Annotated in this window: 12 protein-coding genes; 3 read left to right on the top strand and 9 right to left on the bottom strand. The window is 72.1% G+C overall.

All coding sequences use genetic code 11. The annotated features are described in order from the left end of the window. Nucleotides 1-28 precede the first annotated feature (28 nt). Nucleotides 29-1,558 (top strand): acyl-CoA synthetase, encoded by a 1,530-nt coding sequence (locus AB0C59_RS03540; RefSeq protein WP_363000555.1) that lies wholly within the window; start codon nt 29-31, stop codon nt 1,556-1,558. A 189-nt stretch (nt 1,559-1,747) separates the two neighbouring features. Here the strand turns inward: AB0C59_RS03540 and paaK are convergent, their stop codons facing one another. The 8 genes from paaK to AB0C59_RS03580 all read right to left on the bottom strand — a co-directional run bounded on the left by paaK (nt 1,748) and on the right by AB0C59_RS03580 (nt 12,202). Further along, on the bottom strand, nt 1,748-3,052 hold the full coding sequence (gene paaK, locus AB0C59_RS03545) for a phenylacetate--CoA ligase PaaK (RefSeq protein WP_363000557.1): 1,305 nt from the start codon (nt 3,050-3,052) through the stop codon (nt 1,748-1,750). Nucleotides 3,053-3,194: 142 nt separating this feature from the next. Beyond that, nucleotides 3,195-3,791 (bottom strand): ATP/GTP-binding protein, encoded by a 597-nt coding sequence (locus AB0C59_RS03550; RefSeq protein ID WP_363000559.1) that lies wholly within the window; start codon nt 3,789-3,791, stop codon nt 3,195-3,197. Continuing rightward, entirely contained in the window at nt 3,772-4,146 is a 375-nt protein-coding gene (locus AB0C59_RS03555; RefSeq protein WP_363000561.1) for a DUF742 domain-containing protein, read from the bottom strand. Before AB0C59_RS03555 ends, AB0C59_RS03550 begins: the two co-directional genes overlap by 20 nt. After that, complete coding sequence (locus AB0C59_RS03560; RefSeq protein WP_363000563.1) at nt 4,139-4,570, bottom strand: roadblock/LC7 domain-containing protein; 432 nt, start codon at nt 4,568-4,570, stop codon at nt 4,139-4,141. Before AB0C59_RS03560 ends, AB0C59_RS03555 begins: the two co-directional genes overlap by 8 nt. 14 nt (nt 4,571-4,584) lie before the next feature. After that, complete coding sequence (locus AB0C59_RS03565) at nt 4,585-7,251, bottom strand: nitrate- and nitrite sensing domain-containing protein (RefSeq protein ID WP_363000565.1); 2,667 nt, start codon at nt 7,249-7,251, stop codon at nt 4,585-4,587. 236 nt (nt 7,252-7,487) lie between these two features. Beyond that, entirely contained in the window at nt 7,488-8,672 is a 1,185-nt protein-coding gene (locus tag AB0C59_RS03570) for an FAD-dependent monooxygenase (RefSeq protein ID WP_363000567.1), read from the bottom strand. A 66-nt stretch (nt 8,673-8,738) separates the two neighbouring features. Next, nucleotides 8,739-10,277 (bottom strand): amino acid adenylation domain-containing protein, encoded by a 1,539-nt coding sequence (locus tag AB0C59_RS03575; protein WP_363000569.1) that lies wholly within the window; start codon nt 10,275-10,277, stop codon nt 8,739-8,741. After that, complete coding sequence (locus tag AB0C59_RS03580) at nt 10,274-12,202, bottom strand: beta-ketoacyl synthase N-terminal-like domain-containing protein (protein WP_363000571.1); 1,929 nt, start codon at nt 12,200-12,202, stop codon at nt 10,274-10,276. The genes AB0C59_RS03575 and AB0C59_RS03580 overlap by 4 nt, the downstream gene beginning before the upstream one ends. Before the next feature lie 821 nt (nt 12,203-13,023). On the opposite strand from AB0C59_RS03580, the gene AB0C59_RS03585 reads away from it, so the two are divergent. Continuing rightward, a complete protein-coding gene (locus AB0C59_RS03585) occupies nt 13,024-14,097 on the top strand; it encodes a GAF domain-containing protein (RefSeq protein ID WP_363000573.1) in 1,074 nt (357 codons plus the stop codon). 117 nt (nt 14,098-14,214) lie between these two features. Here the strand turns inward: AB0C59_RS03585 and AB0C59_RS03590 are convergent, their stop codons facing one another. Then, nucleotides 14,215-15,834, bottom strand: coding sequence for an acyl-CoA synthetase (locus tag AB0C59_RS03590; RefSeq protein WP_363000575.1), 1,620 nt, complete (start codon nt 15,832-15,834; stop codon nt 14,215-14,217). 188 nt (nt 15,835-16,022) lie between these two features. Between AB0C59_RS03590 and AB0C59_RS03595 the strand changes: the two genes are divergently transcribed. Continuing rightward, complete coding sequence (locus AB0C59_RS03595) at nt 16,023-16,823, top strand: crotonase/enoyl-CoA hydratase family protein (protein ID WP_363000576.1); 801 nt, start codon at nt 16,023-16,025, stop codon at nt 16,821-16,823. Nucleotides 16,824-16,826: the final 3 nt, after the last annotated feature.

Below are 16,826 nucleotides of genomic sequence, written 5' to 3' on the forward strand. Positions count from 1 at the left end.
TCGACACGGCGGACGAAGGAGCGGGTCCATGACGGCGGGACGGAGCGCCACGGTCGACGGCACGCTGCGGCGCAGCGCACGGCGCACCCCCGAGCGGGTCGCGATCGAGTACGGCGACCGGGCATGGACCTACGCCGAGCTGGACGACGCGGTCTCCCGCGCCGCCCGCGCCCTGCGGGAGGCGGGACTCGAACGCGGTGACCGCGTCGGGGCGCTGGGGCACAACTCGGACGCGTATCTGATCGCCTTCCTGGCGTGCGCCCGCGCCGGGCTGGTGCACGTCCCGGTGAACCAGAACCTGACCGGCGACGATCTGGCGTACATCGTCGGGCAGTCCGGCTGCGCGCTGGTCCTCGCCGACCCGGACCTGGCCGGACACCTTCCCGCGGGTACCCCGCTGCTCGCGCTGCGGGACGCGGGCGACTGCCTCCTGACCCGGCTCGCCGCCACCGAGCCGTACGACGGTGAGGAACCACGCGGCGAGGACCTGGTACAGCTCCTCTACACCTCCGGTACGACCGCCCTGCCCAAGGGCGCGATGATGACGCACCGCGCGCTGGTGCACGAGTACCTCAGCGCGATCACCGCCCTCGATCTGAGCGCGGGCGACCTGCCCGTGCACGCGCTGCCGCTCTACCACTCCGCGCAGACGCACGTGTTCCTGATGCCGTATCTCGCCGTGGGCGCGCGCAACGTGATCCTGGACGCCCCGGACGGTGACCGCATCCTCGACCTGGTCGAACAGGGCCGCGCCGACAGCCTGTTCGCGCCGCCGACCGTGTGGATCTCCCTCGCCGGCCGCCCCGACTTCGCCACGCGCGATCTCAGCGGGCTGCGCAAGGCGTATTACGGTGCCTCGATCATGCCGGTGCCCGTGCTGGAGCGGCTCAGGGAGCGGCTGCCGGGGCTCGCCTTCTACAACTGCTTCGGGCAGAGCGAGATCGGCCCGCTCGCCATGGTCCTCGGACCCCAGGAGCACAAGGGCCGCATGGACTCCTGCGGGCGCCCGGTGCTGTTCGTGGAGGCCAGGGTGGTCGACGAGGCGGGCGACGACGTGCCGGACGGGGAGCGGGGCGAGATCGTCTACCGCTCGCCGCAGCTGTGCGAGGGGTACTGGGACAGGCCCGAGGAGACGGCCGAGGCCTTCCGGGGCGGCTGGTTCCGCTCCGGGGACCTCGCCGTGCGGGACGCCGAGGGCTACTTCACGATCGTGGACCGGGTGAAGGACGTCATCAACTCCGGAGGGGTCCTGATCGCCTCGCGGCAGGTCGAGGACGCGCTCTACACCCATGACCGGGTCGCCGAGGCGGCGGTGGTCGGGCTGCCGGACGAACGGTGGATCGAGGCGGTGACCGCGGTCGTCGTGGCGCGGGGTGAGGTGAGCGAGGGCGAGCTGCTGGCGCATGTGCGGGAGAGGCTTGCCGGGTTCAAGGTGCCCAAGCGGGTGCTGTTCGTGGGGGAGTTGCCGCGCAACGCGAGCGGGAAGATCCTCAAGCGGGAGTTGCGCGAACGGTACGCGGCGGCCGGGGACGATTCGCGCGGTTCCCCGCGCCCCTGAAGCGTGCGGGCGGGGGTCGGGCGGTCGGGTGCGGGTGCGTGGGGGGATGTGCGCAGTTCCCCGCGCCCCTGGGTGTCGTGGGCCGGAGTCGGGTGGTCGGGTGCCGTTGTGTGTGGGCGCAGTTCCCCGCGCCCCTGAAGGCTCGCGGCCCTGGACGTTGGGGTGTGGGATTCCGCGTGTGCTGCGGGGCTAGTGCGGGGGCAGGTCTCTCAGGTCCGCGATTCTGCGGATCTTGCCCACCGAGCGTTCCAGGGACTCCGGTTCCACGATCTCCACCTCGGCGAGGACACCGATCCCGTCCTTCACGGCCGCCGTGATCGCGGCCCTCGCCGCCTCCCGCTGCTCGGGCGTGGCCCCGGAGCGCGCCTCGGCCCGCACCGTCAGGACGTCGAGACGCCCCTCGCGGGTGAGCCGGAGCTGGAAATGCGGTGCCACACCCGGGGTGCGCAGCACGATCTCCTCGATCTGCGTGGGGAAGAGGTTCACCCCGCGCACGATCACCATGTCGTCGCTGCGCCCCGTGATCTTCTCCATCCGGCGGAAGGCGCGTGCCGTGCCCGGCAGCAGCCGGGACAGGTCCCGGGTCCGGTAGCGGATCACCGGCATGGCCTCCTTGGTGAGCGAGGTGAAGACCAGCTCACCCCGCGCACCGTCCGGCAGCACCTCGCCGGTGATCGGGTCGACCACCTCGGGATAGAAGTGGTCCTCCCACACGTGCAGCCCGTCCTTGGTCTCCACGCACTCCTGCGCCACCCCCGGGCCGATGACCTCCGAGAGGCCGTAGATGTCCACCGCGTCGATCGCGAACCGCTCCTCGATCTCCCGCCGCATCTCCTGCGTCCACGGCTCGGCGCCGAAGATCCCGGTCCGCAGGGACGTGCCGCGCGGGTCGACGCCCTGGCGCTCGAACTCGTCGAGCAGCGTCAGCATGTAGGAGGGCGTCACCATGATGACGTCCGGCCTCAGGTCCTGGATGAGCCGCACCTGGCGCGCCGTCATCCCACCGGAGGCGGGGACCACCGTGCAGCCGAGGCGTTCTGCGCCGTAGTGCGCGCCGAGGCCGCCGGTGAACAGGCCGTAGCCGTAGGCCACATGGACCGTGTCGCCGGGGCGGCCGCCCGCCGCGCGGATCGAGCGCGCGACCATGTCCGACCACATGGACAGGTCCGCCTCCGTGTACCCGACGACCGTCGGTTGCCCGGTGGTGCCACTGGAGGCGTGGATCCGCCGGATCCGCTCGCGGGGGACGGCGAACATCCCGTACGGGTAGTTGTCCCGCAGGTCCGCCTTCACCGTGAAGGGGAAGCGGGCGAGGTCGGCGAGCGTGCGGCAGTCCTCCGGCCGGACCCCGGCCTTGTCGAACGACTCCCTGTAGAACGGCACCCGCGTGTAGGCGTGCCGGAGCGAGGCCCACAGCCGCTCCAGCTGCAGGGCCCGCAGCGCTTCCGTGTCGAGCCGTTCGCCCGCGTCGAGCAGGTCGTGCGCGTCCGCCATGCGGGCGTCTCCCTCGCCGATCACACCGATCCGTTCCGACCGATCATTCGGTCGGAACCAATGGGATCAGTAATCCAGCTCACCGGCTCCCAGGCAAGGGGGTGTCCGCGACTTTTCCGACCGGGCCTGGCCGTGCCGGGGCTCAGTTACCGGCCAGCGGCGTCAGACGGGCGGCCGCCTGGGCCCGTGCCGCCTCGAGGACCGCCAGCAGCACCGCCTTGCTGGAGCCGCGCTCGCGCACGTCGCACAGCAGGACCGGCGTCGAGCCGTCGAGGTCCAGGGCGTCCCGCACCTGCTCGGCCGTGCAGTCCCGGCGCCCGTCGAAGCAGTTGACCCCCACCGCGAAGGGGATCTCCCGTGCCTCGAAGAAGTCGATCGAGGCGAACGAGGCGTCCAGCCGGCGGGTGTCCGCGAGGACCACGGCCGCCAGGGCGCCCGTCGCCAGGTCGTCCCACATGAACCAGAACCGCTCCTGGCCCGGCGTGCCGAACAGGTACAGGACCAGTTCCGGGGCGATGGTGATCCGGCCGAAGTCCATCGCGACCGTCGTGGACCCCTTGCCCTCCACACCGGACAGGTCGTCCACGCCGAGACTCGCCTCGGTCATGCGTTCCTCGGTCTCCAACGGGGCCACCTCGCTCACCGACCCCACCATCGTGGTCTTGCCGACGCCGAAGCCGCCCGCGATGAGGATCTTCAGCGCGGTCGGCATGATCGGCTCAGAGCCGACGGATACCATCCATCACCCTTTCGATGAGTTCCACCGTCGGTCGCTCGTCCTTCCCGGGCGGCGACTGGACGAGGATGAGCGAGGCGTTGAGCAGATCCCCGCACAGGATCTTCACCACGCTCACCGGCAGGTCCAGATGGGCGGCGATCTCCGCGAGCGCCACCGCGCGATCCCGGCAGAGTTCCAGGATCTGGGTCGACTCCGGCTCGAGCTGCTCGTCGTCGAACTGCTGTAAGGACCGCGAGACGACCAGCGTGATCAGCGTGAAGGTGTGCTGACTGTGGCGGGTACGCCCGCCCGTGATGGCATACGGACGTAAGTGCCGCCCGGCCTGCGCGCCGTCGAGCCATCTCGGGTCACGCATCCTGGATAGGACCGCCGGAGTGGCTGGGCACGCGCGGGGCGGCACTCATGTACTGGCCGACCTGCTTGACGAGCGTACCCATCTCGAAGGCCATCATCCCGACGTCCACCTCCTCCGAGGCGATCGCGGCCAGCCGCGCACCCCGGCCCGCGGCCGTCACGAACAGGAACGCCCTGTCCATCTGGATCACCGTCTGCTGGACCTCGCCGCCGTGGAAGTGACGGGCGGCGCCCCGGGCCAGGCTGTGCATGCCCGAACCCACCGCGGACAGGTGCTCGGCGTCGTCCCGGCGCAGGTCCTTCGACTTGCCGATGAGGAGCCCGTCCCCGGACAGCACGATGGCGCAGCGGATCTCGGGAATCCGGTCCACCATGCCGTCGAGGAGCCAGTCCAGCTGCGGACCGGAATGTACCTGCTCAGTCATCACGTAACGTTTCCTCACAGTCGGTGGGCGCCGGAGTCCCCGGAATCCGACGGCCAGGCGTCCGTGCCCGCCGCCGGCTCGTCCGTCTCGGACATCCGGGCCCGCTTCAGCCCCTGCTGAATGGCGATCATCGCGCGTGCCGACGCGTCCGGGGAGATGACGCCGTTGTCCGCCTCACCCTCGGGCCGGCCTTGTGCCTGCTCCGCCTCCCTGCGCAGCTGCTGCGCGAGGCTGGCTCCACGGGTCCGCTGCGGCAGGACCTGGGGGGTCGTCAGCGGACCGTCCGCACCGGGCTCGGACACCTCCCGCTCCGCGGACCCGGACGCGGACCCGGACCCGGGCGCGCCGAGGCCCGCGCCGCGGGTGCGGGAGGGCCCCGGCCCGGCGTGACCGCCCCAGGACCCCGGGTGTCCGCCCGCGGCGCCGGGAGCCTGCGGGCGCGCGGCGCTCCGCGGTCGGGAAGCCGGCGCCTCCTGGGCCCGCGCGGCCGGTTCCCACCGGTCCGGCTGCTCCGGCTGCTCGGGCGGTACGGGGTGTTCCGACGCGGGCGGCAACAGGCCGGCACCTCCGTACTCGGGGAATCCGCTGTGGTCCGGGGTGCGGGAGTGGGTGAGCGTGCCGGACGCGTCGCCCGCCGAGGCGGCCGCCACACCCGCGAGAGCGCCGTCCTGCGTGCCCAGGGCGGCGGCCTGCCGCGCCCCCTCGTCCACGGCGAGACCGGCCGCCGCGACCGCCGTCTTGAGGTGGTCCAGGACCGGCGACCGGTGCTCCTCCAGCAGGGCCGAGGGAAGCAGCACCACGGCGAGCGTGCCGCCGTAGACCGACTCGCGCAGTTCCACCTTGATCTGGTGCCGGTCGGCGAGCCGGGCCACCACGAAGTGGCCGAGCCGCGGGTCCTCGCCCAGGGACGTCATGTTCAGCCGGGGCGGATGGGCGAGCAGGTCGTTGGCGTAGGCCATCGTGTCCGGCTGGATGCCCAGCCCGTGGTCCTCGACATGGATGACCAGGCCCTTGGCCACCTTGGTCGCGCTCACGAACACCTGGGTGTCGGGCGGTGAGAAGCTCGTGCCGTTCTCGATCAGCTCGGCGAGCAGATGCGTGACGTCCGCGACGGCCCGACCCGCGAGGGCCACCCGCCGGTCCGCGGGCAGGTTCTTCACCTTCACCCGGGTGTACTGCTCGGTCTCCGCCACCGCGCTGCGCATCACATCGGTGATCGACACCGCCGCGGTCATCCGCCGGCTGGGCGGGGAGCTGCTGAGGATCACCAGGTTCTCCGCGTGGCGGCGCACACGGGTGGCGAGGTGGTCGACCTTGAAGATGTCCTTCAGCAGGTCGGAGTCCTCGTGCTTGCGCTCCAGGTCGTCCAGGAGCGAGATCAGGCGGTGGATCAGGATCTGGGTGCGCCGGATCAGCTGCGCGAAGATCTTCTCCGTGCCCTCGCGGCCCTGGGACTGGTGCACCGCGCTGGCCGCGGCGACCCGGCCCAACTGGTCGATGGCACCGGCCAGGCGCTCCAGGTCGTCCTCGCCCTGACCGCCCCGCGCGGCGGTCGCCGTCGGCTCGATCCGCTCCCCGCGGTTCATCCGGGCGAGCAACTGCGGCAGGGTGCGGGCCAGTTCCTCGGTGTGGGTGTGCAGGTCGGAGACCCGGGCCCGGGTGGCGCGCCGGGACCGCAGTGCCAGCACCGCGCCGCCGACCAGCGCGGCCAACGTGGCCGCAGTGCCCAGGAGCATGCCGAGGAGCAGGTCGTCGGCCCGGTCCGAGGCGTCGTCCGCGAGCCCCTGGACGGCGTCCGCGTTCAGCGCCTGGAGGTCGCCGAGTACGCCGTCGGCCGCCTGCGTCCACGACGAGGCCTGCGCGGGCAGCGCCTCGCTCCGGTTCGCGGCCACCGCGTCGCCCACGGACCCCAGGGTCGCCCACGGGCCGCCGTCGGTGATCCGGGCGTAGCGGGCGGCGGTACCGCGCGGCAGGTCACCCGCGGCCAGGGCCGCGCCGAACTCGCGCTGCAGTGCCAGGTACTGGGCGAACTGGGCCCGGCTCGTGGCGGACATGCCGCGGGAGGGCAGGGCGCCGGACAGCAGGGCGTCCTGACGGGAGAGCGTCTCCGTGATCCGCATCAGGGAGACCGTCGCCGAGCCGCCCTGGGAGAGGGAGCCGTCGTCGCCGCGTACGGCCACGCCGACCAGCGATATCCCCTGGGCGACGGCGTCCGTGAAGTACCGGAAGGTGTCGGGCGCCGACAGGCGGCGCTTGTCGATGGTGTCGCGGCGGCCGCCGAGGGCGGTGAGCGATCCGTCGAGCGCCTTCGCCCCGCGCCGCACGGCAGGGGTGTCCGCACCCGGGGCGGCGCGGTAGGCCGCCATCGCGGCGTCGGTCTTCGTGCGGGCGGCGGCGAGGTCCGCACGGGCCGCGCCGCCGTGGCCCGTCTGCCAGACGGCGGTCAGCCGGCGCTCGCTCTGCAGCGCGGTCACGAGCGCCTGCGCCGGTCCGGCGAGGGAGGTGTCGCGGTCCGCCTCGGCCTGCGAGTGGATGTGCTCGTCCACCAGACCGGTCGCCGTGTACCCCCACAGTCCGGTGAGGCAGACCGCGGGGACGACGAAGGGCAGGACGAACGAGGTGCGGAGCGATCTGCGCGGAGCGGACCGGTGACGTGTCCGCCGGTCGCGGTTGCCTGGCATCTGAATCCTCGTACGGCAGCGGAACACTGGCTCGGTGGGGAATGGTGAAAGTGCCGATCGCGCCCGGTGTGGCGACTTGACTCACCGTCGTCGAAGTCGGCGATCAGGCTGCACCGTATCAGGATCATGGCCGAGCGTCTGCATCTCCATACAGCAACTGCCGGTCTTCATAAAGGAGTTGGTTTAAAGTCGTTCGATTCGACTGACGTCGGGTCGCCCTCGGGTGTAGAGGGAATTCAGAGCAGGGCGAGCAGCCTGGGCGTGTAGAGGGCCTTGGCCGTCTCGATGCCGGCCACCATGTCGAAGTAGATCGACGTCAGTTCCGGGTCCGATCCGACGGCGCGCAGGAGCGAGAGCCGTTGCTCGTGGGCGGCCAGATGGGCCACGCCGAGGGTGGACTCGTATCCGGGGTGCAGGGTGGCGTCCCGCTCCTCGGCGAACTTCCCCAGGGCCGCGTCCAGTTCGGCCCGGCCGGCGCCGAGAGGGCCGTCGATGTGCCGCACCAGGCTCTCCACCTGGAGGAACGCGTCACTGATACCGCGCGCGGTGATGGAGTCCTTGTGGTGTCCCGCGTCGCCCACCAGGACCCAACCCGGCCCGGTCGCACGGCGGAAGAAGTTCTGCTGGTCGCCGGTGCCGCGCAGCCGCTCGACCGGCCTCGCGCGGCCCAGGCGCTCGTGCAGGGTGGGCGCGGTGATCCGGATCTGCTCCCGGTAGGCATGCTGCGCGTCGGTGCGGACCTGAGGGAAGAGGGACTGCGGGAAGTAGGCGAGGACCAGGGTCGCGTCGTCATGGGTCGCCACGGCCGCCACCCAGCTGCCCGGTCTCTCGTACAGCTCCAGGGACGCCGCCACCCCCTCCCAGTAGGTGTAGTAGGCGCAGGTCAGACGCGGGTTGCGGACGGTGAACGGCGCCTGCGCCAGCCGGGCGACGGTCGAGCGCATGCCGTCGGCGCCGATCACCAGCCGTGCGCGCTCGCTGAAGGCGCGTCCGTCGTGCGTCCCCTCCACGCCGACGACGCGGCCGTGGGCGTCGCGCAGCAGCCCGGTCACCCGGCAGCGGTCGCGCACCTCCGCACCCGCGGCGGCCGCGGCGGACATCAGCAGGGAGTCGAGGACGTGCCGCCGGGGGGCGAACGCGGCGCGCTGCCCCTCGACACCCCGCGCGCACCCGTGCAGGCGCACGTCGGCGACCTCGTAGGTCACCTGGTCCAACGGCGGGCAGCCCGAGGCGCGCACCGCGTCCAGCAGCCCCCAGCGCGCGAGCGCGGCCACCCCGGGCTGGTGGATGAGATGGGTGGAGAGGGTGTCCGTGCCGATGGGCGCCCTGTCGAGCAGGAGCACCCGGTACCCCGCCCGGGCCAGCAGCAGGGCGGTGGGCGCACCGGCGCAGCGCGCGCCGACCACGATGGCGTCGAACATGGGGATGGCCTCACAACTGACGTCGGGGAGGGGAGTGGTGCTGTGCTGTGCCGGGGCGCTTCCGGTTCAGCCGGAGCGCGTGAACACGTCGAGCAGGGCATGCCGGTCGATCTTGCCGTTGGGGTTCAGCGGCAGCTGTCCGAGCAGGGTGATGCGGCGGGGCAGCATGTACGGAGGCAGGCTCCGGCTCAGTGCCGCGTACAGCTCCTCGCGGGTGCTCCCGGTGCCCGCGGCCGCGGCCGCCAGCTCCGGTTCGCCGTCCTCGCCGGGCACCGCGAGGACGATCGCCTCCCGTACGCCGGGCTGCCGACGCAACAGCGCCTCGATCTCGCCGAGTTCGATCCGGTGCCCGCGGACCTTCACCTGGTGGTCGGTGCGCCCGAGGTGGACCAGCTGCCCCTCGCGCAGGGCGACCCGGTCCCCGGTGCGGTACCAGTGGCGGTCGGTCAGCGGCTCCTCGCCGCGCGGCTGCCCGTCCGGGGCGAGGAAGCGCCCCGTGTCGTTCGCGGGATCGAGGTAGCCCGGGAAGCGCAGGGGTCCGCGCGCGCACAGTTCGCCGCTGTCGGCCGGGCGGCCGTCCTCGTCGAGCACCAGGAGGTCGGCGGCCGGGTGCCCGGTGCCGATGGGGGCGGTTCCGTTGGGGGTGTCGGGCCAGTCGGCGGGGTCGTCGGGAAACCGGTACGCCGTGCAGGAGATGGTGAGTTCGGTGGGGCCGTAGAGAACCTCCAGCCGGCTGTCGGGGGCGGCCGCCCGCCACTGGCGGGCGGCGTCCAGGGTGAGGGGCTCGCCACCGAAGACGCTGTACCGCAGGGTGGGCATGCTGCCCGGCCGCAGGGTGCCGAGGCGGGCGGCGAAGGAGATCAGCGAGGGCACCGAGAACCAGTGGGTGAGCCCCAGGCTGTTGATCGTCCTCACCGGGGAGAGCAACTGGCTCCGCTGCGGCACCACGAGGGTGCCGCCGCCCGCCCAGGCGACGAACAGATCGTGCACCGAGCCGTCGAAGGTCAGCTCGAAGGCCCCGGAGAGCCGGCTGCCCGGCACGATGTCGTACCGCCCGGCTACCTGCTCCAGATAGGCGCACAGGTTGCGGTGGAGCACCGGTACGCCCTTCGGGGCCCCCGTGGACCCGGAGGTGAAGATGATGTACGCGATGTCGTCCCCGCCGGTCGCCGTCGGCGCCGGTGCTGGGCAGGGCCCGTTCCTCAGGTCGGCCACTTCCTCGGGGCCCAGCACGAGCAGGGGCACTCCGGGGTCGGCGCCCGCCCCCGCGGCGTCGGCCAGGACGACCTCCACCTCGGCGCCGCGCACGATGTCCGCCGTGCGCGCCGGCGGATGGTCGGGGTTGAGCGGCACGACGGCCGCCCCTGTGCGCAGGGCCGCGAGGTAGCCGGCGTACGCGGTCACCGAACGGCCCGCCAGCAGGCCTACCCGGCGCGGCGGTTCGCCGCCCGAGGCCGCGACCAGGCGGGTGGCGATCCGCTCCGCCAGGTCGCGCAGCCCGGCGTAGGTGAGCTGCTCGCCGCCCACCTCCAGGGCCACGGCGTCCTCGCCGTACAGGTCGGCGGAGCGGGCGAACCAGGCGTACGCCGTCTGCGGTGCGCTCATCGGGCCGCCGCCTCGAGGTCGCGCGTCCAGCTGCGTAGTTCGGCCACGGTGCGCAGCCGGCCGAACTCCTCCGGGTCGATCTCGTGACCGGAGCGCTTGGTCAGCTCGACCAGGATCCGCAGCTTCGCCAGGGAGTCGATGCCGATGTCGGTGAGGGTGGAGGTGTCCATGAAGGAGGTGCGGGCGTGCTCGCGCAGCACCCAGGTCGCCAGGTCGCGTTCGGTGCTCACCCGCTCGCCGGTCCAGTACCGCCGGGTCTGCCAGGGGTAGGAGGGCAGCGGCACGAACCGGCCGGGTGTCCGGAACACCGTGGTCCAGTCGACGTCCTCGCCCCGGCGGTAGCGCTCGGCCACGGCCTCCAGGCTCCGGCGGGCCGGCTCGGGCGACCCGGTGAGCGCCGCCACGAGTTCCTTGTGGCTCGCCCCGGTCACCGCGAGGCGGTGGGCGTGGTGCTGCCGGCGGGTGGCCGCGCTGAAGCAGATGTCGCGCACCGGGTGCGCGGTGCCGGCGCCGCCGGGGGAGAGGTACTCGGTGTAGGAGCGGGCCAGCGCGTCGAGCGCGGCGGGGGTGCGCGCGGACAGGGTCAGGAGGTGCGGCGCACGGCTGCGGGTGTGGGCGGCGGGCGCGTCGGCGGGGCCGGCGGCGCGGAGCACCACGTGCGCGTTGATCGCGGAGGAGCCCTGCCCGGAGATCCCGGCCACGGCCGGCCGGTCCAGGTCCGGGAGAGCGGTGAGCCGGCCCGGCACCGTGAGCGGCAACTCGTCCCAGGGCACCTGGGGGTTGGGCCGGTTCAGGTGCAGGCTGGCGGGAATCCGGCCGTGTTCGAGGCAGAGCACCGCCTTGAGCAGTCCGGCCAGTCCGCTGGCGCCCTCCGCGTGGCCGATGTTCGTCTTCACCGAGCCGACGAGCAACGGGCGGTCCGCAGGCCGGCCTTCGCCGAGGACCCGGCCCAGCGCGGCCAGTTCCAGGGGGTCGAGGGTGGGCGATCCGGAGCCGTGGGCCTCGACGTAGTCGACGTCCGCGGGATCGACGCCGGCGTCCTCGTAGGCCCAGCGGAGTACCTCGATCTGGCCCTGGAGGGAGGGGTTGAGCACCGAGTCGCTGGTGCGTCCGTCGTTGCCCACGGCGCTGCCCTGGATCACCGCGCGGATGCGGTCGCCGTCCGCCAGCGCGTCCCGAAGGCGCTTGAGCACCACGACCGCCACGGCGTCGCCGGGCGCGTGGCCGTCGGCGCCGGCGTCGCCGAACTTGCTGCGCCCGTCGGCCGCCATGGCGCCCGCCCGCGTCATGATCAGGCCTTCGTCGGGGCGGAGCACGAGGTTCACGCCGGCGGCCAGGGCCAGGGGGCTCTCCTGGACGCGCAGCGACTGCACGGCCTGGTGCACGGCGGCGAGGGACGACGAACATGCCGTGTCCACGACAACGCTGGGGCCGCGGAGGTCGAAGGTGTGGGAGATGCGGGCCGGAAGCAGGGAGCGGAAGTTGTTCAACTGCGCGGCGGTGGCGCCGTCGGACCCTTTGCGCAGGGCCAGTTCCAGGTAGTCCGCGCGGGTGTTGCCGACGAACACGCCGGTGCGGCTGCCCGCGAGCAGGTCGGGCCGCAGCCCCGCGTCCTCCAGCGCCTCCCAGGCCGCCATCATCAACAGTCGCTGCTGAGGGTCGAGTTCGGCCGCCTCCGTGGCGGACATCCCGAAGAACTCGGCGTCGAAGTCGGCTATCCGGTCCACGTAGCCGGCGCGGGGTCCCGCCGTGCCGGTCGCCCCCAGGCGGTGGAGGGCGTCCGTCCGCTCGGCAGGAGCCTCGCCCGTCGCGTCGACGCCCTTCTCCAGCAGGCTCCACAGTTCATCGGTGCTCGACGCCCCGGGGAGCCGGCAGGCCATGCCGATCACCGCCACCGACCGGGCGTCCACGTCCGACCTGTTCATGACGTACTCCTTCGATGCTTCGCCACTGTCCGTACGGGATGGCGCAGTTGACCTTGCAGCATGATGCTGTGCGTGCCGACGTGGCAGCACGCAGTTACCGCGGTGGTGGCATCGGGGACGAGGTCTTTGCGTCCGCGACGCCACTCTGCCGCCAGGCCCCCGTACCGGGCGGAAGAAGGTGGTTCCCTCGGGAGTCCGGCCCGGGGGCCGGCCGATCCCATCCGTCAGCCAGGAGATTCTCCTCGGCCGATCGGTGCTCCTTCGTCCGTGCAGGGGCGTCGGGTTGCCTGCGGCGTGGATCTTGGCGTGAACGCGCGCACGGCTCCCCGGCCGACGCGGCCCGGCAGCCGTCGTTCACGGCAGGCGGCCCGAAGGTCGCCCCCTGCTCGCCCCACTGCGCTGTGCCCTCTCTCGCGGGTGCCTCGTACAAACCCATGACGCGCGAGCCTCATCGGCATCGAGCGTTCCACCTCTTCGCCCCTCTATGCTCGAACGAAAATTCGAACATCGGTAGGTCGTGTCGGTTCGAACGCGTTGCCCCTGGAAACCAGCCCGCCGCACGATTGTCGTACGCCGCATCGTTTCCGCTCGATTGCTGCCTCAAGATTGGCGGGAAGTGATCGCGAGATGTTGAAACCTGAAAATATTTGGACAGCCTTCGGGGTTCGGCCTTCGTGCGCGGTGCCGGGACGGAAAGCCTCCGAGTGGGCGCAAACGCCAAGTCCCGTGGCATGGGAGGGCGTTGAATGTGAGACAAGTGATACGGAATTTGCCGTGAGGGGCGATCCGGGGGAGCCCGTGTTCTGATTTCATCTGATCCCATGGATCCCCTCACATCTGATCAGAACCGGATCGCGGGCGAACAACGCAGACTGCGACTGCAGGTGCTCGGCCTCAACGCCCCCGACGCGGAGGCCGCCTTCGACCGCGTCGCCCGGCTCGCGGCCAGCTTCACCCAGTCGCCGCTGGCCATGGTCAACTTCATCAACGACGAGCGGCAGATGTTCCGCGGCATGTACGTGCCCACCGCCTCGCCCGACGACACGGTCAGCCCCGACGCGGGCGGGGTCCCCTTCGACCTGAGCAAGCTCTCCCGTGAGGCGCCCAGTGACTTCGGCTTCTGCCCGCACGTGGTCGCGCAGGGATCCCAGCTGGCCCTGGACGACGTCTTCGACTACCCGCGCTTCAAGGGCAACGCCCTCGTCAACGACCTGGGTGTGCGCTCCTATCTGGGCACCCCGCTGCGCGACAACACCGGCATGATCCTTGGCACCGTGTGCGTCGCGGACTTCAAGCCCCGCGCCTGGGACCGCGGTCTGCGTGAGGGCATGCAGGAGCTGAGCCAGACCCTGCTGTCCGACTTCAAGCTGCGCGACAGCCTGCTGGCCCAGCAGCAGGAGCTGTTCGCCGTCTTCGACGGAGCGCCCTTCCCCATCATGCTCACCGAGGGGCCCCACCACCTGCTGCGCTACGCCAACGGCAAGCAGGGCGCCGCCTTCGGCATGGTCCCGCAGTTCAGCCCGGGCCGCATGGTCCTGCCCGGCCTGGAGTCCATCGGCGTCTTCAACGCGATGGACGACGCCTTCCGCACCGGCCAGGCCGCCACCCTGCCGGGGGTGTCCATCACCACCTACGACTCTCCCGTGCCGCAGGAGTACGACTTCCTGTGCACGCCGGTGCGCACGTCGCCGGGGGCGCCGATCAGCGGGGTGCTCACCGTGGCCATGAACGCCGGCGGGCAGGCCTACCCGGGAGCCGAGCAGCAGGCCTTCGCGGCCAACGTCCAGGAGCGGTTCGAGCGGCTGGGCACCCATGAGATGCCGGGCGGGATGCCCGGTGCGGCGCACGGGGGGATGCCCGGCCGCCCCGTCGAGAGCGCCGGCTACTACCGCTGACGTACCGCGCGCGGCGGGCTCGGGCGCCTGAACCGTCCGAGCCCGTGTGCGCCCGCGTCCGCGCGCGGGGCGCCGGCCGTCGTATGCCGCCCGCCGGCGCCCCGGGCGGCGGACGGCTCAGCGGTCCGCCGCCACCGCCACCTGCCGGGCCCAGCGGTAGTCGGCCTTGCCGCTGGGGGAGCGCCGGATGGCGTCCGCGATCACCAGCTGCCGCGGGACCTTGTACCCGGCCAGCTGCGTCCGGCAGTGGCTCTGGATCTCCTCCAGGGAAGGGCGGTCGGCGCCCTCGCGCACCTGCACCACGGCCGCCACGTGGTTGCCCCACTTCGCGTCCGGAACGCCGGCGACCAGGGCGTCGTACACGTCCGGGTGGGACTTGAGCGCCTGCTCGACCTCCTCCGGATAGACCTTCTCCCCACCGGTGTTGATGCACTGCGAGCCCCGGCCGAGCACCGTGACCACGCCGTCCTCGTCCACCGTCGCCATGTCGCCGAGCAGCACCCAGCGCTCCCCGTCCCGCCGGAAGAAGGTCTCCTCGGTCTTGCGTGCGTCGTTGTAGTAGCCGAGGGGGACGTGCCCCCGCTGCGCGATGCGGCCCACCTCACCGATCGCGACCGGCGCGAGTGTCGCCGGATCCACGACCTGGGTACGGGAGTTGACCTGGAGGCGGAAACCCCTGGCGGGCCCGGAGTCGGCGGTCGCGGTGCCGTTGAAGCCCGACTCCGAGGAGCCGAAGTTGTTGAGCAGCACGGCGTTCGGCACCAGGGCCTGGAACTGCGCGCGCACGGTCGGGGACAGGACGGCCCCCGAGGACGACACGCTGAACAGGGACGAGCAGTCCGTCCCCCGCAGCGGGCCCTCCAGCGCGTCGAGCAGCGGACGCAGCATCGCGTCGCCCACCAGGGAGACGCTGGTGACCCGTTCCTCCTCGATGGTCCGCAGCACCTGTTCGGGCACGAACTTGCGGTGGAGCACGACCCGCTGACCGAAGTTGAACCCGATGAACGCGGTCAGGGTCGACGTGCCGTGCATCAGCGGGGGCGCCGGGAAGAAGGTGATGCCCTCGCCGCCGGCCGCGACCCGCTCGGCCAGCTCCTCCGGCTTGCCCACCGGTTCACCGGTCGGCGCGCCGCCACCGAGACCGGCGAAGAACAGATCCTCCTGACGCCACATCACACCCTTCGGCATACCGGTCGTGCCACCGGTGTAGATGATGAACTGGTCATCTCCCGAACGCGGCCCGAAGTCCCGGCCGGCGAAGGCGGCGGCCTCTGCGTCCGCGAACTCCGCGACCGCGAGCGACGGGGCCCCGGAGTCGGGCACCCCCACCCGCACCAGGTGCCGCAGCTCGGGCGAGCGGGGCGCCACCGCGGCCACCCGGTCGGTGAACTCGGCGTCGAAGACCAGCGCCGCGAGGTCGGCGTCCTGGTAGAGATAGGCCAACTCGTCCTCTACATAGCGGTAGTTGACGTTCACCGGGACCAGTCGCGCCTTGAGGCAGCCCAGCACGGTCTGGAGGTACTCCACCCCGTTGTACAGGTGCAGCCCGACGTGCTCCCCGGGTCGTACGCCGGCGTCGAGCAGGTGGTGCCCGATGCGATTGGCCGCCGCGTCCAGCTCCGTGTAGGTCAGGCGGCGCCGCGCACCCGTGCCGGGATGGTCTACGTACACCAGCGCCTCGCGTCCGCCCACCACGTCCACGACCGACTCGAACAGGTCGGCAAGGTTGTACTCCACCGCTCCTCCTGACCTCGGCAGCGCTGTGCGAGGAGAGCCGCGTCCACCGGCCCGCCGGTCATCAGAGCAAAGGGGGACGTAAGTGGGAAGGGTCCGCGGCGAAGAAATCTGACTACCTGTCAGAAAAACCCTTGTCCTGACCGCACGCCTCCTGCAACCTGTTCTCGTTCCGCGGACGGGAGGAAACGATGGCTGGGACCGAACACCTCACCGTGCAGCGCGAAGGCGCCACACTGGTACTCACGCTCAACCGGCCGGCGGCCAGGAACGCACTGTCCCTGCCCATGCTGGTGGGACTCCACGACGGCTGGATCGAGGCCGACCGCGACGACGCGATCCGCTCGATCGTGCTCACCGGGGCCGGCGGCTCCTTCTGCGCCGGCATGGACCTCAAGGCCCTCGCCGGCCAGGGCATGGAAGGACAGCAGTACCGCGACCGGCTCACCGCCGACCCGGACCTGCACTGGAAGGCCATGCTGCGCCACCACCGCCCCCGCAAACCGGTGATCGCCGCCGTCGAGGGGTACTGCGTGGCGGGCGGCACCGAGATCCTCCAGGGAACGGACATCCGCGTCGCCGGCGAGTCCGCGACCTTCGGGCTGTTCGAGGTCAGACGCGGCCTGTTCCCCATCGGCGGCTCCACGGTCCGCCTCCCGCGGCAGATCCCGCGCACCCACGCCCTGGAGATGCTGCTCACCGGACGCCCCTACGACGCGCGCGAGGCGGCCGCCATCGGGCTCGTCGGCCAGGTCGTCCCCGACGGCACCGCACTCGACAAGGCCCTGGAGATCGCCGAGCGCGTCAACGCCTGCGGGCCCCTCGCCGTCGAGGCCGTCAAGGCATCCGTCTACGCGTGCGCGGAGCTGACGGAGAGCGACGGACTCGCCGCCGAACTGGCGCGCGGCTGGCCCGTCTTCGACACCGACGACGCCAAGGAGGGCGCCCGCGCCTTCGCGGAGAAGCGCCCGCCCGTCTACAAGCGCGCCTGACCC

Source organism: Streptomyces sp. NPDC048664 (genome assembly GCF_040650555.1).
Taxonomy (GTDB): domain Bacteria; phylum Actinomycetota; class Actinomycetes; order Streptomycetales; family Streptomycetaceae; genus Streptomyces.